General features: G+C 72.6%; 21 protein-coding genes. 2 read left to right on the top strand and 19 right to left on the bottom strand.

Annotation, left to right across the window (positions count from 1 at the left end; genetic code table 11):
• The 13 genes from LV75_RS12860 to LV75_RS12920 all read right to left on the bottom strand — a co-directional run bounded on the left by LV75_RS12860 (window position 1) and on the right by LV75_RS12920 (window position 16,495).
• Entirely contained in the window at window positions 1–1,770 is a 1,770-nt protein-coding gene (locus LV75_RS12860) for a VgrG-related protein (RefSeq protein WP_253887100.1), read from the bottom strand.
• Window positions 1,767–2,486: a CIS tube protein gene (locus LV75_RS12865; RefSeq protein ID WP_253887101.1), complete on the bottom strand. Its 720-nt coding sequence runs from the start codon at window positions 2,484–2,486 to the stop codon at window positions 1,767–1,769. Before LV75_RS12865 ends, LV75_RS12860 begins: the two co-directional genes overlap by 4 nt.
• A gap of 40 nt (window positions 2,487–2,526) precedes the next feature.
• Window positions 2,527–2,952 (bottom strand): phage tail protein, encoded by a 426-nt coding sequence (locus LV75_RS12870; RefSeq protein ID WP_253887102.1) that lies wholly within the window; start codon window positions 2,950–2,952, stop codon window positions 2,527–2,529.
• A gap of 9 nt (window positions 2,953–2,961) precedes the next feature.
• A complete protein-coding gene (locus LV75_RS12875; protein ID WP_253887103.1) occupies window positions 2,962–3,267 on the bottom strand; it encodes a hypothetical protein in 306 nt (101 codons plus the stop codon).
• A 2,534-nt stretch (window positions 3,268–5,801) separates the two neighbouring features.
• The gene (locus LV75_RS12880; RefSeq protein ID WP_253887104.1) at window positions 5,802–5,960 is read right to left on the bottom strand and encodes a DUF6760 family protein; all 159 of its coding nucleotides are present in this window, start codon (window positions 5,958–5,960) and stop codon (window positions 5,802–5,804) included.
• A complete protein-coding gene (locus LV75_RS12885) occupies window positions 5,957–6,421 on the bottom strand; it encodes a hypothetical protein (RefSeq protein WP_253887105.1) in 465 nt (154 codons plus the stop codon). Before LV75_RS12885 ends, LV75_RS12880 begins: the two co-directional genes overlap by 4 nt.
• Window positions 6,418–6,858 (bottom strand): phage tail protein, encoded by a 441-nt coding sequence (locus LV75_RS12890; RefSeq protein ID WP_253887106.1) that lies wholly within the window; start codon window positions 6,856–6,858, stop codon window positions 6,418–6,420. Before LV75_RS12890 ends, LV75_RS12885 begins: the two co-directional genes overlap by 4 nt.
• Before the next feature lie 11 nt (window positions 6,859–6,869).
• Window positions 6,870–8,384 carry a phage tail sheath family protein gene (locus tag LV75_RS12895; protein WP_253887107.1) on the bottom strand — a complete coding sequence of 505 codons (1,515 nt, stop codon included), beginning with the start codon at window positions 8,382–8,384 and terminating at the stop codon, window positions 6,870–6,872.
• A gap of 109 nt (window positions 8,385–8,493) precedes the next feature.
• Window positions 8,494–10,125 carry an eCIS core domain-containing protein gene (locus LV75_RS12900; RefSeq protein ID WP_253887108.1) on the bottom strand — a complete coding sequence of 544 codons (1,632 nt, stop codon included), beginning with the start codon at window positions 10,123–10,125 and terminating at the stop codon, window positions 8,494–8,496.
• Window positions 10,126–10,134: 9 nt separating this feature from the next.
• Window positions 10,135–12,075 (bottom strand): ATP-binding protein, encoded by a 1,941-nt coding sequence (locus LV75_RS12905; RefSeq protein ID WP_253887109.1) that lies wholly within the window; start codon window positions 12,073–12,075, stop codon window positions 10,135–10,137.
• Entirely contained in the window at window positions 12,072–12,752 is a 681-nt protein-coding gene (locus LV75_RS12910; protein WP_253887110.1) for a Pvc16 family protein, read from the bottom strand. Before LV75_RS12910 ends, LV75_RS12905 begins: the two co-directional genes overlap by 4 nt.
• Window positions 12,749–15,742: a hypothetical protein gene (locus LV75_RS12915; RefSeq protein ID WP_253887111.1), complete on the bottom strand. Its 2,994-nt coding sequence runs from the start codon at window positions 15,740–15,742 to the stop codon at window positions 12,749–12,751. Before LV75_RS12915 ends, LV75_RS12910 begins: the two co-directional genes overlap by 4 nt.
• A gap of 129 nt (window positions 15,743–15,871) precedes the next feature.
• A complete protein-coding gene (locus LV75_RS12920; RefSeq protein WP_253887112.1) occupies window positions 15,872–16,495 on the bottom strand; it encodes a response regulator transcription factor in 624 nt (207 codons plus the stop codon).
• Window positions 16,496–16,646: 151 nt separating this feature from the next.
• Between LV75_RS12920 and LV75_RS12925 the strand changes: the two genes are divergently transcribed.
• Window positions 16,647–17,915, top strand: a complete 1,269-nt coding sequence (locus tag LV75_RS12925) for a COG1470 family protein (protein ID WP_253887113.1) — start codon at window positions 16,647–16,649, stop codon at window positions 17,913–17,915.
• Between the two features lie 47 nt (window positions 17,916–17,962).
• Here the strand turns inward: LV75_RS12925 and LV75_RS12930 are convergent, their stop codons facing one another.
• The 6 genes from LV75_RS12930 to LV75_RS12955 form a co-directional block, all read right to left on the bottom strand.
• Window positions 17,963–19,342: a GH1 family beta-glucosidase gene (locus tag LV75_RS12930; protein ID WP_253887114.1), complete on the bottom strand. Its 1,380-nt coding sequence runs from the start codon at window positions 19,340–19,342 to the stop codon at window positions 17,963–17,965.
• A 6-nt stretch (window positions 19,343–19,348) separates the two neighbouring features.
• Complete coding sequence (locus LV75_RS12935; RefSeq protein ID WP_253887115.1) at window positions 19,349–20,170, bottom strand: carbohydrate ABC transporter permease; 822 nt, start codon at window positions 20,168–20,170, stop codon at window positions 19,349–19,351.
• On the bottom strand, window positions 20,167–21,039 hold the full coding sequence (locus LV75_RS12940; protein WP_253887116.1) for a carbohydrate ABC transporter permease: 873 nt from the start codon (window positions 21,037–21,039) through the stop codon (window positions 20,167–20,169). The genes LV75_RS12935 and LV75_RS12940 overlap by 4 nt, the downstream gene beginning before the upstream one ends.
• Window positions 21,040–21,103: 64 nt before the next feature.
• Entirely contained in the window at window positions 21,104–22,366 is a 1,263-nt protein-coding gene (locus LV75_RS12945) for an ABC transporter substrate-binding protein (RefSeq protein ID WP_253887117.1), read from the bottom strand.
• A 165-nt stretch (window positions 22,367–22,531) separates the two neighbouring features.
• Complete coding sequence (locus tag LV75_RS12950) at window positions 22,532–23,155, bottom strand: helix-turn-helix transcriptional regulator (protein WP_253887118.1); 624 nt, start codon at window positions 23,153–23,155, stop codon at window positions 22,532–22,534.
• Window positions 23,156–23,289: 134 nt separating this feature from the next.
• Entirely contained in the window at window positions 23,290–23,646 is a 357-nt protein-coding gene (locus LV75_RS12955) for a hypothetical protein (RefSeq protein WP_253887119.1), read from the bottom strand.
• Between the two features lie 185 nt (window positions 23,647–23,831).
• On the opposite strand from LV75_RS12955, the gene LV75_RS12960 reads away from it, so the two are divergent.
• Entirely contained in the window at window positions 23,832–25,556 is a 1,725-nt protein-coding gene (locus tag LV75_RS12960; protein WP_253887120.1) for an AfsR/SARP family transcriptional regulator, read from the top strand.
• Window positions 25,557–25,571: the final 15 nt, after the last annotated feature.

Raw genomic sequence — 25,571 nt, forward strand, 5'->3', positions numbered from 1 at the left:
TCAGTTGATCCGGACCGTCAGGCCCTTGAGCACGGCTTCGGTGCCGCCGCTGACCGATGCCGACGTCCCGCCGGTGACCGACGCGGACGTCGTGGCGTCGACCGACACCGTTCGTCCTTTGAGGACAAGAGCGCCGCGTTTGGCGTCGACCGTGATGCCCCGTTCGTCCAAGCGCAACGAACTCAGGATCCGACCACCGCCTCGGCCCCGCACTCGGACGTCGATCCGGCCGGTCTTCTCGTCCAGCACGACTTCTAGGCGCTTGTCACCGCTGGCGATCCGCACCCCGGACCGGGCGGTGCCGTCGAGCAGCTCCAGCCGGTTGCCGGTGCGCGAGACCAGCGAACGCCGGTTGAGCTTCCCGGTCTTGCGGTCGACCAGCGGCAAGTCGTGCTGGGATGGCTTGTCCACGCCGTTGTAGAGCCCGCCCAACACGTAGGGCCGGTCGAGGCTGCCCTGCTCGAAGCCGACCAGCACCTCGTCGTTTACCTCCGGGCTGAACACACCGCCGCCGCGGATGCCGCCCCATTGGACGGTGCGCACCCAGTCGGTGACGTAGTTGTCGTCCAGCCACGGGAACCTCAGCCGCACACCGCCGCGCTCGGTCGGGTCCTTGATGTCGGTGACCACCCCGATCGCCAACCCCGGCATCCGCTGTGAGCGGGCGGGCGCGTTCGCCCCGGCCACCAAACCCGCCATCGACCGGTCGGCCGAAGCGCTGACGGTGACCGTGGTGCGGTAGCCCGTGCCCGGCTCCAGGACGTGGCGCACGGCGGTCGCGGTGTAGCGGCCGTTGAACGCCGGTCCCGCGCTGCCCAGCGCCACCGGCACCCCGGCGCGCAACTTGGGGTTGCCCTCGGCGACCGCCTCGATCTCGCCGTAGCCCGCCGCTGCCGCCGCCGCGACCCCGCGCGCCACCGCCGCGGTCTCCGCCTGAGTGCCGTAGGGGGTGTCGGTGACCAGCAGCCGCGCCCTCGGTCCGAACTTCGGCGACGGGGCGAGCCCCGGCACGACGGCCCGGCTGGTCAGCGCGGGTTCCACCGCCACCAGCGCCTTCTTCGTCTTGACGTCCCACGCCCGGACCTCGACCGCGCTGACCTGCTCGGCGCTGGTCAGCGTCGCGTGCAGGGCCATCAGGTTCTCGCCGTGCTGCAGCACCAGCGGGTCGCGCGCGGCCGACGTGCTCGGCGACGGCGCCTTGCTCGCGGGCTCCGGTTTCGTCAGCTGCAGGACACCCTTGTCGTCGACCTGCAGCACGACGCCGTGGTCGTAGGCGAGCTGCGACAAGAAGTCCCAATCAGACACCCCGGCCTGGCTGAGCTGCGAGTAGGTGACCGGCGACAACTCCACCTTGCCGACGGTCAGACCCGCGCCCTTGGCCACCTTGCGCACGATGTCGGCGGCGGTCATGTTGCGGAACGCCTCCACCTTGCGGCCGCGGAACAGCCGGTGCGCCTTGCTCATCGCGTGGATCACGGTGAACGACCCGGTCGAATCCGCGTCGAGCTCCAACGCGGTCACCTCGCCGATGAACAGCAACTCCTGGGCGGTACCGCGCGCGGTGGACACCGACACCCGCAGCGGCGTGCCGATCGTGATCCCGGTCTCGACGAGCAGTTCGTGGTCGCCGTCGCGGTAGGTCAGCACGGCCGCGTCCGGCAGGCCGACGCTCTCGTCCACCACGCAGCTCACCAACTGCCGGTCCCACGCGGGCGGCAACGGCCCCGGCGCGGCCACGATCGGGTCGGCGGCGAAGGATCGACCGCTCACGCTGCTCCCTCCAGGTCCCCGGTGACGTCCGCGGCGCCGGGCAGCAGCAACTCCCGGCCGACCGGCAGCACCATCGGGTCGTCGATGTCGTTGGCCTCGGCGATCGGCCGCCACAGCGTCGCGTCCCCGTACTCCTGCCACGCCAGCAGCGGCAGGCTGTCCCCGGCGACGACCCGGTGCGTGCGGCGTGCCCCGGGCGACCCCGATGTGGGGTTCTGGCCGGGCGTGTCGACCCCGGCCTCCTCAATGGACAGCGAGCACGTCGCCCGCAAGGGCTTGCCGTCCACATCGAACAGCGCGTAGTCGACCGACAGGTTCGCCAGCACCCCGTCGAACGCGGTGGTCTTCGCGGTGCCCCACTCGAACCGGACCCACGGGCTGGCTGGCTTCTTGCGCGCCAGGCTCTGCTTGGTCGGCACGCACGCCACCATCAGCTTCTCGACCCGCTCCTCCACGGAGTTGTCGTGCGTGGCGGTCGCGTCGAGGAAGATCTCCACCGACAGCGTCCTGGGCCCGCTGCCCACGAACTCCGGCAACGACGTCTGCCCCGCCATCCGCGACGGCTTGCGCCGCCACTCGATGTTCTTGGCCAGCGCGAGCGAGTTCGGGTTGAACTGGAACGGCACGCTCGCCAACCGCGCCCCCGGTTTCGCGCCGACCTTGGCGGGCGGTTCCATGATCACCAACCGCGCTCGCGCCAGGCTCTGCGTCGACATCGCACTCCCTTCTCGTCCGGCACTCCTCGTCCGGCCCGCCTCAGGAGGCGAGCAACCCCTCGTGGGCGAACTCGAGCGTCTCCACCGCGGGCTGCGAGTCGGCCGGGTCGAACGACGGCCCGGCCCAGCGCACCGGCACGATGCCCTGCACCTGCCACCGCGTGATCGGCGTCCCGTCCGGCGCCAGCGCCACGATCTCCCCGCTCTTGCGCTCCACCCGGCGCACCACCTCGTTGAGCCAGCGCACCACCTTCGCCGAGTCCGCGGTGACCGGGCGGGTCATGGTGATGTTCGACCACGTGATCCGCGACGGCAGCTGCCAGGCGAACCCGTTGTTGCCGCCCTCGGTGAACTGCTCGACCTCCATCTGCGCGCCCAACCCCTGGCAGGTGTGGAACGCGCCGAGGTCGTTGCCGCCGATGGTCAACTGGAAGAACACGGTGGTGGCGAAAACGGTGCTGGTCATGGGGTCCTCTCAGCGGCGGTGGTCGTTGCGGCGCCCGGCCCGCTCCCGGCCGTGGCGCAACTCGGCGCGCAGCAGGCGCATCAGCGGGTCCAGGAGCCCGCGCGCCAACTCCTCCAGGTCCTGGCCCGGCGCCTTCTCCGGCCGGAGACGTTTGGCGGGAACCGTGCTGCGCTGGACCGGTGCTGGTGTGCGCGGTGGGGTTCGCGCGGGCGGCGCGGGCTTGCTCGGCGCGGGGGCGCGGACCGGGGGCGTGGGGTTCTGGCGTACCGCGGGGGGCGGGGGCTTGGCTGGCTCGACGTATCGGGGCCGGACCACTGGCCGCTGGCTGGGCTCCGCCGTTGGGACCGCCTGGTGGACCAAGGCGGTGTCGCGGCCCAGGGTCGGCTTGCGCTGGACGCTCGTCTGCGGTCCTCGTGCCGTGGACGCTGCGTGGATTCGCGTCAGCGGGGTGCTGGGCAGTAGTGGCCCGGACGTGCGCCGCTGCTGGACTGGCTGGGGTGCCCCCAGGAGCGCGGCGGTCAGTGGGCTGGGGCGGTCGGCGAGGGTGCTTGGGGTGGCCGTGGTGGGTGGCCGGGTGTTCGGAGGTGTCTGGGGTGCGCGTTGGGCCGGTGTCGGGGTGTTGCCCGAGTGAGCGGCGCTGGGCGTTGGACTCTGCGGCGCTGCGGTGGCAGGGGCCACGCTGGCGCTTGACGGCGATGGGTGCGCGCGTTCGGTGAGTGTTGGGGCTTGGGTGCGCGGCTGTGGGGCTGGACCGGGTGCCGGGAGGGCAGTGGTGTTGAGGCCCTGCGCGGTCGCCTGGGGCGCGCGTTGGGCAAGCGTTGGGGTCTTGGTTCGCGGGTGCGCGCCGGGTGCTGGCTCCTGCGGGACGAGAGTCGTGTTGAGGCCCTCGGCGAGCGTTGGCGAGTGGCTCGTGCTGGGGGGCCGGGTGTGGTCGTGTGCGCTACCCGCTGGTGTCTGGGGTGCGCGTTGAGCCAGCACAGGGGCCTGCGAGTGCGCGCTGCCTGAATGGGTGGTGCTGGGCGCCTGAGGGGAGGGCGTCGCCGTGTTGCGGCCCTCGCCGGGGTGGGATGAATGCGCGTGTTGGGCGAAGGTCGGCGCTAGGGGGCGTGGGTGAAATGTGCTGGATGCTTGGGCCTGCGGTGCTGACGGTGCGTGGGGGTTCGCTTGGGGTGTGCGTTGGGCCAGTGTTGGGGCGTGCGCGCTGCCTGAGTGGGTAGTGCTGGGCGCTGGCCCGTGCGGGGAAGAAGGCGTGCGGAGGTCCTCGCCGGAGTGGGCGAGTGTCGGCGCTGGGAGCCGTGGGTGGGTTGTGCTGATGGCTTGGGACTGCGGTGGCGCCATGGGGTTGGCACCCTGTGCGGTCTGCGGGTTCGCTTGGGGTGCGCGTTGGGCCAGCACAGGGGCCTGCGAGTGCGCGTTGCCTGAACTGGTGGTGCTGGGCGCTAGACCCTGCGGTGTGGGAGTCGCGGTGTTGTGGCCCTCGCTGGAGTGGGCCTGCGGTGCTGTCGGTGCGGTGTGGGGGTTCGCTTGGGGTGCGCGGTGAGCGAGTGCCGGGGCTTGAGGGTGTGCGGTGCCTGAGCGGGGAGTGCTCGCTGCGGGGGCCGTGGTGTTGAGGCCGTCGCCGGTGTGGGTGGGCGTGGGGTGCGCGCGTTCGGCGAGTGTCGGCGTTTGGGGTCGCGGGTGGGCGGTGTCCGCGTGGGGCGTGCTCGGTGGAGCTTGGCGCGAGGCGGAATCCTGCGCGGTGGGCGACGCCTGGTGAGCCCGTTGGGCGAGTACTGGACGCCCCGCTGGGGGAGTTCTGGTGACCGAGCCCTCGCCGGGTGTTGCGATCTGGGTACGCGGGTGGGCTGTGCTGGGTACTGGGCCCTGCGGTCGATTGGGACCGTCGCCGGAGTGGGCTGGCGCGTGGGGTGTGTGTTCGCCGAGTGCGGCGCGTTGGATGAGCGTCGCGGCTCGGGGGCGCGCTTCCGCGCTGGTGGGGGATTCGGGCAGGGCACTGGGGCCCGGAGCGGTGTCCTGGGGTGCGCGTTGGGCGAGCGTTGGGGCCTGCGCTGGCGTGCTGAGGCTGTGAACAGGGCTGTTGTGCGGGTCTTCGGCGCCCCGGGTGGGCGAACGGGGAGGTGCGGCCTGGTTGTCGCCGGGGGCCGTGGGGCGGACGGGCGAGCGGGGGAGCGGGGGCGCCTGGCGTGGTGGTCCGCCGAGTGCCGGGGGCCGGACGAGCGTGGTGTCCGGCGAGGTCGGTCGGGGTGGCTGGACCGGGCGGGACTGAGGTCGGCCGAGTCCGAGGACCGTGCCACCACTGGGGGCCGGTGCTGCATCGACCGGCCGGGTGTTGGTGACCTGTGGCTTGCTGTCGCGGGGACGGCGCTGGACCACCTGGCCGTTGGGTGACTGTGGCGATTCGGGGGGCTGGACGACAGCCGCCCTAGTGTCCGTTTGCCGGATGCTGCGTTGTACCGAGACGGTCTCAGGAGTCGCGGGAGTCAGACCAGGCGGCGCGCCATGCCCATTCGCCGCACTGCCATTGGTGGTGGGCTCATGAGAAGCGCGGTCGTTGTTGGCGGCGAACAGCAGTGGTCCGCGCGCCGCCGCCGTGCCCGTCGCCGGGCGCACCACCCCGTGCGCGACCCCGGAAGGCGCGGTGGCGGACACCGAGTGCGCCATCTCGCCCACCAGCGACGGGTCGTGCCACGAGGAGAGCGTCGACCGGAACACCAGTCCGTCCGAAACGGACACACCGCCGCGCACCGACACCGGGGCGAGCGGGGCCACCGCGCGCCACCCCCCGTCCCACGCGGGGCGGGCGTCGGCCCGCCGGGTCCCGCGGAACCGGTCCCAGAAGGACACCCCGCTCACCCCCCTTCGTTGATCCTGGTGTTGATCCGGCTGATCTCGCGCACCCACCGCGCCCGCTCGTCGTGGGTCAGGTCGAGGATCTCCGCGCGCGGCCAGTGGAAGTGGTAGGCCACGTACGCGACCTCCTCCAGCAGCCGGTCGGGCGCGTACGTCACGATTCCCCCAGGCGCCCACCCGCCAGGTCGACGTCGAAGGTGCTGCCGCAGGTCGGGCAGGCCACGCCTGCCCTGGTGTGGCCCTCGCTGTTGATCCGCCGGTAGAAGTCCTGCAGGAACGCGATGTCGGTGGCGTACATCTGCTCCACCACCCCGGCGTGCACGTCCGACACCGTGCCGAGCTCGGTGATCACCTGGCTGAGCAGCACCACGCTCAAGTACGCCGGGTTCTCCTTGACCCGCAGGTCGATCAGCGGCCGCAGCTCGTCGCGCGCGGTCGCCAGCCGCATCCGGCCCGCGCGGTGGGTCGCGCCGTTCTGGTCGACGTAGCCGCGCGGCAGTTCGAAGTCGAACTCGGTGTGCGCCGAGTGCTCCGAGTGCGTTACCGACCGCCCCTTGTCCTTCCTGCCGACCTCGACCAGCTCGTCGAGGTCGCCCAGGCTCACCGTCCGGCGCCTCATTCGACCTCGATGTCCTCGAAGGTGATGGTGACCTTCTCGGTGGCCGCGGAGGACTCGCCCGCCTTGAGCGAGGGGCCCTCCCACTTGCTGGCCCACCCGTTCATCAGCTGCATCCGGCGCACCGTGGTGCCCTCACTGTCCTTGACCTCGATGGTGATGTTCTGCCGCGCCGAGGCCACCGCGCCCTTGTTGAGCGTCTCCTTGAGCCACTTGGTGAACTCGCTGCTCTGGTCGAGCCCCCGGGTCAGCGTGATCTCGCCGCCCTTGCGCGCCCCGGGTTGCTTGCGCAGCAGCGGTTTGCCCTGCGGGGTCACCTGGGACACCTCGACGACGTCCTCTTCGACGACCAGGCCGCTCACCTCCTGCAGCGACTCGACCTCGTACCCGCCCAGCTGCACGCCGAAGACGTGTGTGGACAGTGCGTCGCCCTCTGCCATGGGTCTACCTCCTATTCACTGACAAGGCTGGTGCTGTCGGAGAACTGCGCCAGGCGGAACACCACGAACTCCGCGGGCTTCACCGGCGACACGCCGATCTCGCACACGACCTGACCCAGGTCGATGGATTCGCGCGGGTTGTTGTCCCGGTCGCACTTGACGTAGAACGCCTCCTCCGCGGTGCGCCCGAACAGCGCGCCCCGGCGCCACTGCTCGGTGAGGAACGCGGTGATGTTGCGCCGGATGCTCGACCAGAGCCGGTCGTCGTTGGGCTCGAACACCACCCACTGGGTGCCGAGCAGGATCGACTCCTCCAGGTAGTTGAACAGCCTGCGCACGTTGAGGTAGCGCCACGCCGGGTCCGACGAGAGGGTGCGGGCGCCCCAGATCCGGATGCCCCGGCCGGGGAAGGCGCGCACGCAGTTGACGCCGATCGGGTTGAGCAGGTCCTGCTCGCCCTTGCTCAGCGTCAGCTCCAGGTCCACCGCGCCGCGGATGACCTCGTTGGCGGGCGCCTTGTGCACGCCGCGCTCGACGTCGTTGCGCGCCCACACCCCGCAGATGTGGCCGGAGGGCGGGATGATGGTGTTGCGGCCCGCTGCCGGGTCGAACACCTTGATCCACGGGTAGTAGAGCGACGCGTGCTTGGAGTCGTAGCCCGCGATGTCCTGCCGCCAGTCGCGGACCTGCTGCGCGGACAGCCCGGGCGGGGTGTCGAGCACGGCGACCCGGTCGCCCATCTGCTCGCAGTGCGCGATCACCGCGAGCTGGACCGTCTTGACGCCCTCCAGGTCGATGGCGCCGCGCTGGTAGGCGCCCATCAGGTCCGGCACGGCGACCATGGTGACCTCGTCGATCGACTCCAGACCACCGAACCCGGTGCGCGCCTCGGCGTCGCCGATGTACTCGCCCGCGTCCACGGCCGTGGACTCACGCGGCTTGTCCGGCGCGGCGAGGGTGATCGACTGCCGGTCCGGCCGGGTGAGCGAGGTACCGGGCTGCTCGGTGACGGTGATCAGCTTGGACCGCTCGGCGACCTGGGTGACGACGTAGTTCTTGACGTTCTTGCGGGTCGACACGTCGAAGGTCTCGGCGACCTTGGCGCCCTGGCGGACCAGCAGCTTGAAGCGGTCCTCCGGCGGGCTCTCCCCGTCGGCGTCGGTGATCTCGACGGAGATGTCGGGACCGGCGTCCGGGCGGGGCGCGACCAGCAGCCCGCCGAGGGTGACCGGGACCGGCGCGGGCGGCGCGGCGTCGGGCGCGGGGCCGCCGACGCGCACCACGTAGGCGGAGCCGCCGCCGTTGGTGAAGTAGCCGTAGACGGCGTGCGGGAGGTAGGCGCCGTCGGCGAACCCGCCGAACAGCTGCGCGTACTGGTTCCAGCTCGTCACCAGGGTCGGCCGGTGGAACGGGCCCTGCTGGGTGAAACCGACGAAGGCGGCGACCGCCGTGCCGACGCCCTCGATCGGTCGCGCACCGGACTGGACCTCCTCCACGTACACGCCTGGGGAGAGGTACTGCGGCATGGTCGCTCCTCATCTCGGATCTGGTGCCTGGGAACAGGTTCGCGCGGGTACCGCGGTGCGCGACAGGTCCGCCGGACTCCCGCGCGGGGCACGGCGGCTGCCCTCCCGGTCAGGTGCGCGACAGGTCCCGGGCGACGAGCAGGCCGAACTCGTTCCACAGCGCGGCGAGCACGCGCTGCACGGCCTCGTTCTCCGACATCGGCTGCTGCCCGTTGTCGAGGTGCCCGTTGACGAAGTCGCGCAGACCCGCCCGGGTCCTCGGCGTGGCGGGCAGGGTGAACGAGAACGGGCCGTCGCCCTGGGCGGCGCCCCTGGCGGGTGGCGCGGAGCCGTGGTGCTGGTAGGCGCCGCCGTCGTAGTTGGTGTCCGGTCCGAACGCGACGCCCGAGCTGATCACGCCGACGCCCCGGCCGCCGGACTCCTGGCCGACGTAGGTCTTGGCGTCGGGTGAGCTGGACAGCAGGTAGATGAAGTTGTTGTCCCCCTGGCGCTCGGTGTCGGGCAGCCCGATGCCCTGCCCGGCACCCGGCTGCAGACCTTGGGCGTGGATGCCGGGCAGGTTGCGCCCGCTGGTCATGTGCAGGTGGATGTCGATGCCGGTGGGCAGCGCCCCCGCTGACTGGAACCGGTCGCGCAGGGTGGACAGCGGCACCCCGGTCTCCGGGCTGCTGTCCTCGGACTCCTCACCGGGCCGCTGCCGGGACGCGCCGCCGATGGCCATGGGCACGGCCATCGGGATCGGCGCGGCCGGGGTCGGCGCCGCCGCGGCGGGCGGCCCCTGCCGCAGGGTCCGGATCTCGCTGCGCTCAGTGGTGATCAGCGCCCGCAGCGCGTTGACGATGGCGCGTTTGTTGCGGGCCTGGCCGGTGATGTTGATGGTGGTCGCCGCGCCCTGGTTGCCCTCCCACGAGTCGAGGGCGCCGTCCAGCCGGTCCAGGACCTGGGCGCGCTGGTCGACCTGGGTGTCGTCGAGGATGGAGATGTACAGGCGCACGGCCTGGACGATCGGCGGCCAGTAGGAGCGCAGGCCCATGCCCGGCTCGGCGGTGAGCGCGTCGCGGACGGAGTCGGAGTGCCGCCAGTCGCGCGGGCTCCGCTGCACCGCGGCCTCGCCCGACACGTGGCCCGGTCCTGAGTGGTCATGCCCTGTGTGGTCGTGTTCGGTGCGGTCATGTCCGCTGCGGTCGTGCGCCTGGGTTGCGGCGTTGCTCATGGCCTGGGTCGCGGCCTGTTCGGCTGCCCGTTCGAACCGGTCGCCCGGATCGCTGAGGGCAACGCCGGTGCCGTTGTCGGTCGCCGAGACCGGTCCCTCGCGCTGCTGCACCACGTGCCACAGCTCGTGCGCGAGGGTGTGGTCTTCCGCGCCGCCGCGGCCGAGGACGACGTGTTCGCCCGAGGTGTACGCCCGGGCGCCGATCTCGTCAGCGGAGCGGGCGGCCGCGGTGTCGTTGTGCACCCGCACGGTGGAGAAGTCCGCGCCCAGCCGGGATTCCATGTCGGTCCGCTTCCCGGCGTCGAGCGGGCGGCCCGAGCCGCTCAGCACCTCGGGCACCGTTGTGGGCTCGGCTGTCTCCTCCTCGGCCCCCTGCAACAGCCGCGCCACGGCCGCGTTGCCCATCGACCGCTGGAGCTGGTGCACGGTCCGTGTCCCGGGCCCGGCTTCGTCGGGCTGGGCGGTGCGGCGGGGTGCGGACTGCCGCTCGGGCCGGTCGTGCTCGTGGTCGTGCCCGTGGTCGTGCAAGGTGCCTCCTCAGCCGGTCAAGTGGATCGCTGGCGGGTCGAACTCGTCGTCCAACACGAGTCGGCCGAGCTTGCGGTACTCCAGGCGCACGGCGGCGACGAGGTCGGCCATCGCCACCGGCCGGTCGTCGGCGGCCGCGGCGTAGGCGGCGCTGATCGCGCAGGCGCGGATGGACCCGCCCGCCAGCTCGAACCGGTCCGCGCACACCGCCAGGTCGATGTCGTCCGCCCGCGGCATCGCGGTGCCCAGGCAGCGGTCCCACAACGCGGCCCGTTGCGCGGCGTCGGGCAGGGCGAACTCGGCGATCACGTCCAGCCGCCTGGTGAACGCCTCGTCCACATTGGACCGGAGGTTGGTGGTGAGCACGGCGACCCCGCCGAAGGACTCCAGCCGCGACAGCAGGTAGGCCGACTCCAGGTTGGCGTACCGGTCGCGCGCGTCGGAGATCTTCGACCGCTTGCCGAACACCGCGTCGGCCTCGTCGAACAGCAGGACGCCCTGCACCCGCTCGGCTTCGGTGAAGATCCGCTCCAGGTTCTTCTCGGTCTCGCCGAGGTACTTGTCGACCACCGTGGCCAGGTTGACCACGTACAGCTCCATCCCGATGGCGGCGGCGACGACCTCGGCCGACATCGTCTTGCCGGTGCCCGACTCGCCCGCGAACAGCGCGACGACGCCACGGCCCCGCCCGCCGCCGGGGCGCATCCGCCACTCGCCGAGGACCCGGTCGCGCAACCGCGCGCGCCGCGCCAGTTCGCGCAGTTGGTTCCGGGTGGCGTCGGGGAGCACGAGGTCGTCCCAGCCGACCGAGGGGCTGATCCGGCGGGCGAGTCGGCGCAGTCCGGAGCCGTTGGCGGCGCGCACCCCGGCTCGGAGGTGGTCCAGCCCGAGTGGCCGCTCGTCCAGTGCCGCGTGCCGGGCCGCCACCGCCACGATCCGCTCGACCTGGGCGCCGCTGACCCGGTATGCGCCGACAGCGGCCACCACCGCGGCGTCGACGGGTGCGCCGGTCGTCGCCGTGATCGCGCTCGCCCAAGTGTTCGGCGAGGTGGCGGCGGAGTCCGGTGTGGGGATCGACAGCACCGTGCGCGGCGACCAGCTCGCGTCCCAGGTGAGTCCACTGTGGAGAATCACGGGCACGGTTGCCTTCGCCAGCAGGGCCCGCACCCCTTCGGGAGCCTCCAACGGTCCGACGACGACGCCCGCGTCGCGCAGTAGCGCCTCCCTCAGCAACGGAACGACTGTTGACTCGGTCAGCGCGCTGGGATCAACCACGACTGCCGTGCCCAGTGCCTCGACCGCGATCCTGTGCGCTTCACCGGTGGTGTCGTGCAGGTGGACCGGCCCCGCCGCGGTCGCTTGGCGCACCCGCTCGGCGAACGGGCCGCACTGGTCCGCGACGCACACCTGGCAGTCCAGCACCGGGGCCGGGCTGTCGTCGCCGAGGAGGTGTGCGACCACCCGGTCCGGCACCCGCAACGTCCGAGACAGGGCGGCCGCGCTCGCGTCCCCGATCTCGACCAACCCACCCGCGATCAACGGCGCGGTCGGGGACAGCCTGAACCGCCCCATCCCGGCCTGCGGCAGCCCGCACAACCGCAACGCCAGCCCGACCGTGGGCCGACGCCTGCTGATGTCGTCGTTGAGATACCCGTACAGCTGCTCGAACCGTGCGTCGATGTCAGGCGCGATGGCCACCAACAGGAGCTCCACGTCTGTCTCGTCCAGCCCGAATCTCTTTGCGAGGTCTGCCATTCGCCCAGATGGCGGCACCGGGTTCTGGGCCCGCACCGGATCCAGGGGCGCGTCCAGCACGCGCTCGGCGTCGGCCTGGGTGATGTAGAGCGCCCGGCGGGGATCGGCGAACCCGGGGTCGTTGCCGGCGCGGTCGCTGATGGCGGCGCGCACGCGGCGTTCGAGGTCGGCCAGGTGGGCCAAGAGCGGGTTCATCGGATGGGGCCACCGCGTGTGCGGCGGGTGGGGCGGGGGCGGGTGATCGCGAAGCCCTCGCCTTCGGCGGTGGTGGGGCCTTCGTAGCGGAGGTGGTGGCCGGGTTCGGTCGGGTGGGGGGTTCGGAGGACGACGCCTTCGGTCACCGGTGGGCCCGCTGGGGTGTAGGTGCCGATGAGGGGCGCGAGGACCAAGACGTCGATGGCGGGCTTGAGTTCGCCGCCGAGGGCGGACCAGATGTCGGTGGCGGCGCTGCCCTGCGACACCGGCCCCGCGGCCTCCAAGGTGACCGAGAGGCCCAGTTCGGCAAGGGTCCCGGTGAGCCACCGGTCGTCGACGCGTTCCCGGCGGACCAGGCAGGCCAGTGCCTGCGACAGCAGCCGGTGTTCGTCCTGGGGGCGGTTCGTCCACGCCGTCACCAGGTACGACAGGCGGAACCAGCGTGGGGGATCCCGCCAGCCCAGGACCGTGCCGTGCTCGTCGAGTTCCTCGATCGTTCCCGTGCTGCGCCGCGCCCGGTCCTCCCGGATGTCGTAGAGGAACACGTTGATCGTCGGCACCGTGCGCCGGGCCGTCCAGTCCGTGGTGGGCGCCTCGAACGCCAGTTCACCACCGCCCCCGGGCACCCCGCCGTCGGCGAGCAGCGCGCGCAGTGCTTCGTCCACCTCGTGGATCATCGTCGGCCCACCATGTCCGGCGGGGCGATCGTCCCGGGCACCACGAGGAACGGGGTGGTCGCCGGGCGGAACCCGGTGCCGCTGGCGGTGATCGTGCGCGGTCCGGTCTGGTCCTTGGCGAGGATCAGCAGTTGCGCGATGAACCGGCCGTCGGCGGCGGGTGTCGTGGGTGCGGCCGCCGCGGTGATACCGGGTGTCCAGGTCAGGGTCACCGGTGCGCCGGGTGGGAAGTCGACGCCGCGCACGGACGTGACGAAGCGCGGTTCGCCGATGTCGGGCACGGCGACGATCTTCGGCAGCAGGACCCGCATCGGGGCCACAGCGGCGTTGTCGGCCAGGTCGTTGTCGGTGCCGGACGTGCGCAGCAGTCCACGCACCTCCGTGGTCACCGGCGCCTGCGGGGCCAAGACCACCTGCGCCAACGCGACCATGCCGGGCCACAGGTCGGGCAACGCGCAGCCCGCAGCGGTACAACCCGGCGGAACCGCGGCAACGGGGATCCCGGCGGGGAGCGTGAAGTCCAAGCGCAGCCCGGTGGCGAGGCTGGGTCCGCCGTTGCGCACGGTGTAGGTGATGATCGCCCGACCATCCACATAGGAGGGGTTCGGGGTCACGCCCACCGTGAGCGCGGGCCCGGCGGGTGGAGGTGGCGGGGGAGCGGGCGGCGCGGGGGAGTCGACCTCCACCACGGTCGCGGTCCCGTTGTCGGTGGGGGAGGAGTCCAGGATCGGCCCCGCCACCGTCCACTGGACCGTCCACCGCCCCGCCACGACAGCCGTGAACACAGCCGTGATCCGCACTGTTGTGTCAGGCCCCAGGTCCTCGAAGACGCAGCGCCGCTCCACCACGTCACAGCGCCCTCGGGGGACGCGCAGCTCGTCCAACCGCAGCCCCTCGGGAACGGACGCGGTCACCACAGCGCTCGGGGTGTCGGCCGGACCTTGGTTCGTCACGTCCACCGGCACCTCCACCGGGTCACCCACGTTCGCCGTGAGCCGGGGCGGCGCCAGCACGGCCAGGTTGACCGGCTGCTGCCAGGTCGGCTCCTTCTGCCTGCCCGGCAGGTCCCAGTCGAGCCGGGTCAGCTCCCCGGTGGTCAGGTCGAGCACCGCGAGCGCCTCCGGCGACCGGGCGTCACCCGCCCGCCGGGTCGTCAGCACCAGCCGGTCGCCCTCCGCCGAGAACGCCACGTCCCGAGGCTGGAACGGGCCCGTCGCGCTGGTCAGCGGCGTCGAGCAGGACGAGGCGCCCGCGGGCAGCACCACCCGGCAGTCGGCACCGGTCAGCGACACCAGCAGCACCCCGTCGTTCTCCCGGTTGAACGCGAGCGTCCGGCTGTCCGGGCTGAACGTCGAGCTGTCGTCGGTGACCAGGCAGTCGAACCCGCACACCGCCGCGCTCAGGTCGCGCTGCCCGCCGAGGGTGTCCGCGCGGGCAGTCCACACGTGGTTGTCGCGCACCTCGCCGCCCGGCCCGTCGGTCACCACGCCCCGGGTGAACGACAGTGTCCGGCCGTCGGGTGACCACGCGGGCTGGGTGTCCTCCTGGTCGGCGACTTCCGGCGGTGGCTGCAGCCGACCGCGCACCGCCCCGGACTCGGCGTCGATGACGACCACGCGACTGGGACCCCCGGCGGGCCGCACACCGCCGGGGGAGCGTCGGGCGAACACGATCGAGCGACCGTCGGGTGACCAGGCCGGGTCGAACTCCCAGTCCGCGGGTTGGCGGTCGGCCACCGGGATCCGGCGCGGGTTGGCGCCGTCCGCGTCGACCAGCCACAGCCGCTGCACCCGCCTGCCCGCCTCGTCCTCGAACCGGCTCAGCACGATCCGCCGCCCGTCCGGCGAGTAGGACTGCCGCTGGGTCCACGGGTCGAAGCCCGCGCGGGGGTGGAACAGCAGGTTCGGGTCGTTCACCGCCTCCGGGTCCTCCCGCAGCACGACCACACCCAGGTCCCGGGGATCCGTCCCGTCCGGCTGGATGTCCTGCAGCGTGGCGGTGTTGGCCGTCATCGCGTTCGTGCGGGCCACCAGCAACCTCTGGGTGCCGCCGATCACCTGCCAGGTAGGCGAAGAGACCGCGCGATCCTCAGCTAGCAGGAGGTCCGGCAGCGCTGCCGAGGGCAGGTCGGTCGCGTCGATGCAATACACCTTCAGCACCGCCGGATCAGCTGTGCAGGTGCAGTCCTGGTCCTTGGTCAAGAACAGCAGGTTGATCCCATCCGGCTTCCACCGAGGCGAGTGGACGTTCCAATTCGCCTGCCCTCCACCGAGCAGGGGGGTGCCCGCGAAGGCCCTGGCGCCGCCGCCGATGACGTGGATGCGCGTGCCCGCCGCGCCGAGGTCCAGGGTGTAGGCGAGGCGCCCGTCGCGCGGGTTCCACGCGGGCTGGCTCGCCTGCCCGGTCGGCTCGTCGGTCAGCCGCTCGACCGGGCCGCCCGCGAGTGGCTGGGCGAGGATCTCACCGGAGCGGGCGAACGCGATCTCGGTCCCGTCCGGGGAGAAGGTCGGCGCCGTCTCGTCGAGGGGCGTACTGGTGAGCCTGCGCTCCCCGGTCCCGTCGACCCCCACCGCCCACAGGTCCCGCTGCCCGCCCTCGACCGAGTCGAACACCACGGTGCGCAGATCCGGGGACAGCTCGGGCCGCATGGCGTCCCGGTCCGCGGTCAGCCTGCGGACCGTGCCATCCGGTTCGGCGACGTACACCTGCGGCCGGGGGCTGTCCCGCCTGCTGGTGAACACGACCAGGTCGCCGCGCGCGAAGACGTCGTCGTCGTGGTGCGCGGCGCCGTCGTCGAACAGCGGCCTGCTCGGGTCGAGCCGGTTGGGGACCGGGTCGTCGACGGCGCCGATGCCGCGGTGGCCGGTGCCCGCGAACGCGATCCTGGTCGGGACCGGTTCTCGCGGCGCCTGCGCCACCGTCGGTGCCGCCGCGGTCACCACCGTGCTCAACGAGGCCAGCACGGTGAGCACGACGAGCGTTCTGGACACGGGTGTCCTCTCGCGGTGTTGGGCCACGCGGTGATCGTCACCCCGGTGGCGTGGTGGGGCCGAGGTCCCGGCGGGCACCGCCGCGGCGCACCCCTTGCCCCGGCGGGCGGCCCCGGGTGCCCGCTCGGGTCAGATCAGCCCGTGCCGCATGACGTAACCGACGGCGTGCGCCCGGTTGCGCAGGTTCAGCCGGGTGGAGACCTCGTGCAGCACGTTCTTCACGGTCCGCTCCGAGTACGACATCTTCAGCGCGATCTCGGCGGTGTCGAGCCCGTCGGCGACCAACCGCAGGATGTCGGACTCCCTGGAGGACAAAGTGGACAGTGTGGGCGCGTTCGGGTCGAGCACCCCGCGCTGCAGCCTGCCGACGTGCGCGAGCAGGGTCTCCAGCAGGTCACCCGGCAGCACGGCCTCCCCGCCCGCGATCGCGGTGATCGCGCCGACCAGCCGGTCCTGGGTGGCCTCGGCGCGCCGGACCACCGCGGCGACCCCGCACTCGATGGTGGTGCGCAGCGAGTTCTGGTCGAACCGGCCGACCACCAGGCCGGTCCTGGTCGCCCCGCCCCGGCGCAGGCCGCGCAGCAGCCGGGCCGTCTCGTCGTCGACGGTGTCGACCACCACCAGCGACACCGTCGCGGTGGCCTCGTCCTCCGGTCCGAGCAGCTCGACCTCGGGGCGCGAGCGCAGCAGGTGCACGGTGCCGCCGCGCAGGATCGGGTCGTCCGCGTACACCGCTACCGGGATTCTGTTCACGCTGTCCTCCTGACGCTGGGTGACTTCCCCGATCCTGCGCCCGCGCAGCGGGCCCGGGCAGCCGCCGGGGCCGCGCTGTGCACTCGAGGTGCCCACCGACTGCCCTTTTCCCCCTGCCGCGCGGCGATCCGGCGTGGCTAGCGTCACCGGGGTGAGCACATCGACCGACTTCGAGCGGCGCACGGTGCGGGTCGTCCCCGGCGAGGAGACCACCACGGCGCTGACGGTGCGCAACGACAGCGACATCGTCGAGGCATACGGGTTCCAGGTGGTGGGCGACTGCGCGCCGTGGACCGAGGTCGAACCGGCCCGGCTGTCGCTGTACCCGGGCACCTCGCAGACGGTCCTGGTGCGGATGCGACCACCGCGCTCGCCCGCGGTCCGCGCCGGGGAGACACCGCTGGGCATCCGGGTGCTGCCCGTGGAGCGCCCGGACTCGGCCGCGGTGTCGGAGACCGTGGTGGACATCGCGCCGTTCGCCGAGCAACGGCTGGAACTGGTGCCCGAGCGGCGCAGGGCGTGGCGGTCGGCGCGCTACCGGGTGCTCGCGCACAACGACGGCAACACCCCGGTCGCGCTGGAGTTGGCGGCCGTCGAGGTGGACGACCGGCTCCGCTACACCACCGCCGACGCGCCGACCCCGGTCGAGCCCGGCGCCGAGACCGAGATCCCGGTGCGGGTGCGGGTCGGCAAGGTGCTGTGGTTCGGCAAACCGGTCACCTGGCCGATCCGGCTGAGCGGTGTCGCCGAGGAACCCGAACCGCGTGAGCACGAGCTGGCGGGCGAGTTCATCCAGCTACCGGTGTTCCCGCGGTGGCTGCTCGCCCTGCTCGCCGCCCTGCTCGCGCTGCTGCTCGCCTGGTTGCTGCTCGTGCGGCCCGCGGTGCGCAGCGCGGCACGGGAAGCGGCCGACGACCGGGCGCAGGAGATCGCCGAGGCCGTGCAGACCCAGGCGCAGACGCCGGTGCCCCCGCCGCCCCCGCCCACCAGTTCGGCGCCGGAGCCGGGTGGCGGGGACGAGGTCGGGGAGCCCGGTGGCGACGGCCAGAGCGTGTCCGGCGGTGGCACGCAGAGCTCCAGCACCATCGAGGTGCGCACCAACACCGGCGGTCTCGGCAAGGGCACGTACGTGGTGCCCGAGGGCAAGGTGTTCCGCGTGACCGACATCCTGGTCGGCAACCACCAGGGCGACGAGGGCGTGCTGACGATCATCTTCGGCGAGCGCACGGTCACCACCATCGCGCTGGAGACCTTCCGCAACCAGGACTACCACTGGGTGACCCCGATCGACATCCCCGCGGGCGCCGCGGTCGCGGTGAACGTCACCTGCGCCAAGCCGGGCACCCCGGCGACCGGTCGGCAAGCCCGCACCTGCTTCGAACTGCTCAACGTCAGTGGCGAGCTCGCCGACCTTCAGTAGTGGTCAGCCTGTAGTGGGTCAGCCGGTAGCAGTCAGCCAGTAGTGGGTCAGCCGGGGTGGTCGTCAGCGGCCGGGACGGCGTTGCGGGCGGCGACCTCGGCGAGGAACCACCCGCTGTCCTTCACGATCCGCCGCTGGCTGGCGAAGTCCACGTGCACCACCCCGAACCGGGGACCGTAGCCCGACGCCCACTCGAAGTTGTCCAGCAGCGACCAGGCGAGGTAGCCGCGGACGTCGGCGCCCGCCTCGATCGCGGCGTGCACGGCCCGCAGGTGCTCGGCCAGGTAGCGGACCCGGTCGCGGTCGCGCACCCGCCCGTCGGGGTCGATGGTGTCCGGGAAGGCCGCGCCGTTCTCGGCCACCACCAGCGGCAGGCCGTGGCTTCCCAGGTGTACCAACAGGGTGGTGAGCGACTCGGGGTGCTGTTCCCACCCGGTGACCGTGAGCGGTCCCTGCGGGGGCAGGACGGACATGCCGCGCAGGCCGGGCAGTGGGCAGTTGCTCGGTTCGGTCCGGTCCGGCAGTGACGTGACCCGGGTCGGCGCGTAGTAGTTGACGCCGAGCCAGTCGATCGGCTCGGCGATGACGTCGAGGTCGCCGTCGCGGATGGCCGGTTCGAGCGCGTCCAGGTGGGCCACGTCCGCCAGCAGGTCCGCCGGGTAGCCCCGGCCCACGACCGGGTCGAGGAAGAACCGGTTGTGCAGGGCGTCGAACCGGCGGACGGCGTCGTGGTCGTCGGGGCCGTCGGGCAGGGCGGGGGAGAAGTTCAACGCGATGGACAGGCTGGCCGCTCCCGCGTCTCGCAGCGCCCGCGTCGCGTGACCGTGGGCGAGGAGGTGGTGGTGGGCGGCGCGCAATGCGAGTTTCGGGTCGCGCAGACCTGGCGCGTGCACGCCCGTTCCGTAGCCCAGGAACGCCGAGCAGAACGGCTCGTTGAGCGTCGTCCAGTACGTGACCCGGTCGCCGAGTCTGCTGTGGACAGTGGTGGCGTAGTCGGTGAACCAGGAGGCGATGTCGCGCTCGAGCCACCCGCCGCGGTCTTCCAGAGCCTGCGGCAGGTCCCAGTGGTAGAGCGTGACCACGGGGGTGATGCCGCGCTCGAGGAGGGAGTCGACGAGCCGGTCGTAGAACGCCAGGCCCGCCGGGTTCGGGGTGCGGCCGTCGGGCATGACCCTCGGCCACGCCGTGGAGAAGCGGTACGCGCCGAGCCCGAGGTCGCCGAGCAGGGCGACGTCCTCGCGGTAGCGCCGGTAGTGGTCGCACGCCGTCGCGCCGCTCACACCCCCTTCGACCGCGCCCGGCACCGCGGCGAACACGTCCCAGATGGACGGTCCGCGCCCGTCGTCGGCCACCGCGCCCTCGACCTGGTACGCCGCCGTCGCGGCACCCCACAGGAACCCCGGCGGGAAGACCCGTTCCCCTGCCACAGCACATCACCTCCCGGTCTCGGCCGCGCCGCGCGCGAGCACGGCGACGACCTTCCTGGCGAACAGGACGAACAGCAGCAGGACCGGCACGACGCTCACGAGCACACCGGTCAGCACCAACGGGTAGTCGGTGTAGTAGCCACCCGCGAGCCGCGACAGGACTACCTGCGCGGTGGGGGTGTCGTTCGGGTCGAGCGCGACCAACGGCCAGCTGAACTCGTTCCAGGACGTGGCGAACGACAACATCGCCAGCACCGCGGCCGGACCGCGCACGGCGGGCAGCGCCACGTGCCAGTAGACCCGCGCCAACGAACACCCGTCGACCCGCGCGGCGTCCACGAGCTCCTCGCACACCGCCTCCAGGCAGGCTTGGCGCATCCAGAACACCCCGAACGCGCTGACCAGGCCGGGCACGATCGCCGCGGCGAACGTGTCGTACCACCCGAGCGCATCCACGACCATGAACACCGGCACGATGCCCAACTGGGTCGGCACCATGGCCGACGCGAGCACCACGGCGAACAGCGCTTCCCTGCCCCGGAACCGCAACCGCGCGAACGCGAACCCGGCCACCGTGCAGAACACCGCGTTGGCGACCGCGACCGCGCTCGCGATCAGCGCGGAGTTGACCATCGCCTGCGCCAGGTCCACCCGCTCGACCAGCTCGCCCACGTGCTCCAACAGGTGCCCACCCGGTAGCAACGGTGGCGTCGCCCGAGCGAGGTCCGCGTTGTCGCGCGAGGCCACCACCAGCGCGGAGTACAAGGGGGACAGGGAGAACAGCACGAGCAAGCCCAACACGACCGCGCGTCCGAACCGGCCGGTCATCGACTGATCACCCGCCGGACGAGGCCCACCGCCGCGGTGGTGAACACGGCGCACAGCACGAACAGGACCCAGGTCATGGCCGCCGCGTAGCCCGCGTCGAAGCGGCCGAAGCCCACCTCGTACAGGTACATCGCCACGGTCTGGAACTGGCGGTCGCTGCCACCCGCGCCCGCCAGCCCGGAACCGTCGAACAGTTGGGGTTCGGTGAACATCTGCACACCGCCGATGGCCGAGGCGACGACGGTGAACAGCAGGGTGGGGCGGATGCCGGGCAGGGTCACCACCCGGAAGCGGTGCCAGGCGCCCGCCCCGTCCAGCTCCGCCGCCTCGTACAACTCCCTTGGCACCGAACGCATCGCCGCGAGGTAGAGCAGCGCGGTGTAGCCCGTCCACCGCCACATCACCATCACCGCGACACCCAGGTGCGCCGCCCACCGGTCGGCCTGCCAGGCGATCGGCTCGACCCCGACGTGGCCGAGCAAGAAGTTGACCATGCCGTAGTCGCGGCCGAGGAGCTGGCCGAACACCAACGCCACCGCGACCACCGGCACCACGTTGGGCACCAGCACCAACACCTGCCAAGCGGGTCCGCGCCGGGCAAGCAGCGCCGCGATCCCCAGCGCCAGCCCCAGTTGTGGAACCGTGGCCAGCAGGAAGATGCTCAGCGTGTTGCCCAAGGCGTTGTAGAACAACGGGTCTGCCAGCAGGTGCCGGAAGTTGTCCAGCCCGGCGAACCCCTCGTCCCCGGAGATCAGGTGCCACCGGTGGGTCGACACCCACGCGGTGCGCAGCAAGGGGAACACCCCGAAAGCCCCGAACACCACGAAGAACGGCGCGACGAGCAGGTACGGGGTGAGCGTCCGCCTCACCACGGCACCGTGCGCGCTTGGTCGGCTGCCTGTTCTCGGTCCTCGTCGCGGCCCGAGGCACAGCTCACCGGAGCACCGCGTGTGCCTCGTCAACCGCCTGCTGCCACGCCTGGTCCACGGTCTGCTTGCCGTCCTCGATCCGGCCCAGGGCTCGGCCGAAGATCGGTCGGATGTCGGCGTCGCGCACGCCGCGGTGGTTGGGGCGGACCGCGTCCGAGGAGGCCGCGTAGATCCGCCCGACCGGCGCGTCGCGGAAGTACGGGTCGGTACGTGCCAGCACTGTCGGGTCGCGGTAGACCTCGGGTTGGCTCGGCAGGATGTTGTCGCTCTCGAACAGCCGCTTTTGTTGCGCGGGGGCGGTCAGCCACTCCGCCGCGGCGTAGGCGGCCTCGATGTGTTGTCCCTGTGCGGGCACGACGAGGTACGACCCGCCCCAGTTGCCCGCTCCGCCTGGCACGGTCGTCACGTCCCAGGTGCCCGCCGCACCCGGCCCGCCCGCCTGCTTGATCTGGGCGAGCATCCACGCCGGGCAGGTCATCGTGGCGAACGCGCCCTGGTTGATCCCGACGTTCCACGGTTGGGTGAAGGTGGTGAGCGCCGCGGTCCGGTGCTGGGCGCCGATCGCCCCCGCAAGGGTGAACGCGCGCGCCACGGCCGGGTTGCTGTCGCCGATGAACGCGTCGTCGGCGGTGCGGAAGTAGTTCTCCTCGGCCTGGTTGAGCATCGCCGTGTAGACCGTGCCCGCCGAGTCGGCGAACTTGGCGTCGGGCACCCGGGCAGCGAACCGGTCGGCGACTTCGGCGTAGGCCTGCCACGTCGGCCACAGCGCGGCGAGCGCGTCGCGGTCGGTCGGTAACCCGGCCCGGGCCATCAGGTCCGTGCGGTAGCACATGGCCAGGCCGCCCATGTCCGTCCCGAGCCCGAGCACCGCGTCCCCGACGACCCCCTGCTCCCACTTCCACGGCGCCCACCGCCCGGCCAGGTCACGGGCGCCGAAGCGGGCCAGGTCGACCAGCTTGTCGCGCGAGTGCCGCAACGCGGGCAGGTACTGCTCCTCGACGGCGACCACGTCCGCCGCGCCCCGACCGGCCGCCAGCGCGGTGATCAACCCCTTGTGGTGCGAGTCGAAGTCGGTGACCCGGCCGACCAGGTCGATCCCCGGGTTGAGCCGCTCGTACTCGGCGAACAGCGGCTCGTAGCCGAACTCGCCGAAGGTCGCCACGGTGATCCGTACCCGCTCCTGCCCCGCGCTCGCCGTACACCCGGCCAGCGCCTGGACCCCCAGCGCGATCACCGCCAGCACCCACGGCACCCGTCCCCGTCGCATCCGCGTCCTCCCTCGCCGACCGCGCGACGACCCCCTGCGATGACGTCGCGATCCCGGCACCACGGTGCTCGCGTCAAGTGGGCCACCACAGCGCCTCGGCGTCCCCGTTGCCCTTTCCCCCTACGGATCACTGCCCGATCGGACAGCGGCGCTAGATCACTGTGGCTAGATCACACCGGCCCGCAGCGCGTAGGCGACCGCGTGCGAGCGGTTGCGCAGGTTGAGCCGCCGGGTGAGGCCGTGGATGACGTTCTTGATCATGCGCTCGGAGTAGCAGAGCTGGACCCCGATCTCGGCGGTGTCGTGCCCGTCGGCCATCAGCCGCAGCACGTGGATCTCCCGGGTGGTGAGGCCGGACGCGGTGAGCCCGCGCGGGGCGAGCAGCTCGCGCTGGATGCGGTCGAGGTGCTTGAGCAGGCCCCCGACCAGGTCCGGCCCGAGCACCCCGCCGCCGTCGGCCGCCGCGAGCACCGCGTGCGCCAACCGCCCCCCAGTGGCTGACGCACGCGGTACGACCGCGACCACCCGGCACTGCACCGCCGCCAGCAGCTCCGCCTCGGTCACCCCGTCGGCGACCAGCACCACCGGTGTGCCGAACTCCTCGGCCGCCGCGCGCAGCTCGGTGACCAGCTCCTGGGTGAGCCGATCCGCGCCGACGACGACCACCTGGGTCTGCGCGCCCTGCTCGCCGGTGCCGACCTGGATCCTCGGCTGCGCGCCCAGCTGCCCGACCAGCCCGGCCAGGGTCAGCGGATCCGCCGACCGCACCACGACGTTGACTCGCGCCATCACGTTTCCCCTCCCCGACACCCCCGGATGGCACCAGCCTGTCGGGCCAGACTCAACGAATCCTTCACGCCGCCAGTGGCTCGACTGAGGGCGTTGAGTGGGCCGAGACATGGTCGACGTTCTAGGTCGCGCCACTAGTGGTCGGGCAGTCCCGCCGCCCGCCGGAACGCCTCGATGTACTTCGGCAGCTCGACCAGCGCCTGCTCCCAGCGGCCCGCGGTGATCTGCTCGGCGAACACCGAGTCGACCGCCGCCTGGTCCACCTCGGGCTCCAGGTCCCCGCCCGCGGTGTCGCGCAGCCTGCGGGAGAGCTCCGCGAGCCGCACCCGGTCGCGCACCACCTCCAGCGTCTGCCGCAGCTGCGCGATCACCCGCAGCCCCACCTCGGGCTCGACCACCAGCCAGCCGCGCTCGGCGAGCTGGAGGAACAACTCACCCGCGAACCCGTCGCCGTCGCCGGGCCCGCTCTCTTCCCCGGACCAGATGTCCATCACACCTCCGCAGACGCGCCCAGCGCACCACGCGCGGTGGCACTCGCGGAAGCACGTGCGCCCGGCTCTGCCCGGTCACACCGACGGGTGTGCCCGCCGGGACGGTGTGACCGGGGTGGTTGCGGCCGCGCCGGACACGGCCCTACCGTCGTCGTGACGGGGGTGTAGCGCAGGGTGATGGTGGGGTGAGTACGGCGGAGGGTGACGCGGGACCGCTGTGGGTCGGGTTGCTCGGACCGGTCGAGGCGCGCCGCGGTGGTGTCGCGCTGCCGCTCGGGTCGGCGGGCAGGCAGGCGGTGTTCGCGATCCTGGCCATGGGCGCGGGCCAGGTCGTCCCCCGCGCCCGGTTGGTTGACGGGTTGTGGGAGCGCCCGCCCGCCAGTGCCGCGCGGATCATCCAGACCTACGTCGGCGACCTGCGCCGGGTGCTGGAGCCAGACCGCGCCAGGTGGACCTCCGGGCAGGTGCTGCGCACGACCGACACCGGCTACCTGCTGGACCTGCCCGAGAACGGTTCGGACGTGCGCGCCCTCGATCACCTCCGGGCCCGCACCGCCACAGACCTCGCCGCCGTGGACGCGGCCTTGGCGTTGTGGCGCGGTGAGCCGCTTTCCGGGGTGACCGGCCCGTTCGCCGACGGCCAGCGGACCCGGCTCACCGAGGTCCGGCTGACTCTGCTGGAGCGCCGGGCGCGGCTGCTGGTCGACGCGGGTCGGGCCGGTGACGCCGCGGCCGAGTTGACCGTGCTCGCCGCCGAGCACCCCGACCGCGACAGCCTGCGGCTCCTGCTGATGACCGCGCTCGCCGCCAGCGGTCGCCCGGCGCGGGCCATCGAGGTGTTCCACGAGGGCGGCCGACCCGGGCCGGGCCTGCGGGCACTGCACGAGCGCATCCTCACCGGCACCCAGCCCGGCCGCGTCGCCAGCGGGTTCGTGGGCCGCTCCGCCGAGGTGGCGGCGGTGCGCGCGGTCGCGGCGAGACCCGCTGGTCTGCTCTGGATCGAGGGGCCCATGGGCGCGGGGAAGTCGGCGTTGCTGCGGGAGGCGCTCTCCGGCACCGGGGCCGCCTGCTGCGAGATCTCGGAGCGCACGGGCGAGATGACCGAACCACCGGATGCGGACGTCGTCGTGATCGACGACCTGCACTGGGCCGGGGACCGGGCCATCCGCCGGTGCTCGCGGTTGCTGGGCGAGGGGCGCGCGCTGGTCGTGGCGACCCGGCCGCGCGCCGATCTCGCCGCCCTGCGCGACCGGGCCGCCCGGGTGATCACGCTGGGGCCGCTCGCGGACGCCGACCTCGCCGCCATGGCCACCGCCGACCTCGCCCGCGTGGTGGTCCGCGAGTCCGGCGGCAATCCCGGCTTCGCCGCCGCGCTGGTCGCCGCCGCCGGGGATGTGGACCGGGTCGCGCACGCCAGGGTCGGGGTCCTGCCCGCCGCGCTGCTGGACCCGCTGCGCCGGGTCGCGCTCTTGGGGGCGGACCGCACGCGCCGGGAGGTCATGGCGGCGCACCCGGGTACGGCCTGGCTGGCGGACGCGGTGGCTGCGGGTGTCTTGCGGGAGTCGGGCGGGCACGTGGACTTCGCCCAGCCTGCGGTGCGCCGGGTCTTGGTGGAGGGCATGCCCCGGGCGGTGCGGGTCGTGCTGCACCGGGAACTGGCCAGGGACCTCGCCGCCGCTGCCGCCCCCGCCGACCTGGTCGGCACCCACCTGCTCGACGGGGCGACGCCCCCGCACGGCTGGGCCCGCGACTGGCTCGTGGACAACCTCGACGCGCTCGCCCCCGCGCTCGCCGTGCGGCTGCTGCGCCACGCGATCGCCCAGGACGACCTCCCCGCGGCGACGCGCACGGAGTTCACCGCCACCCTCGTCCGCCTGCTCCTCGTGGGCGGCGCGAGAGTGCCGACCTGAGCGATCAATTACTTC

The sequence above is a fragment of the Actinokineospora diospyrosa genome, assembly GCF_024171925.1.
Taxonomy (GTDB): domain Bacteria; phylum Actinomycetota; class Actinomycetes; order Mycobacteriales; family Pseudonocardiaceae; genus Actinokineospora; species Actinokineospora diospyrosa.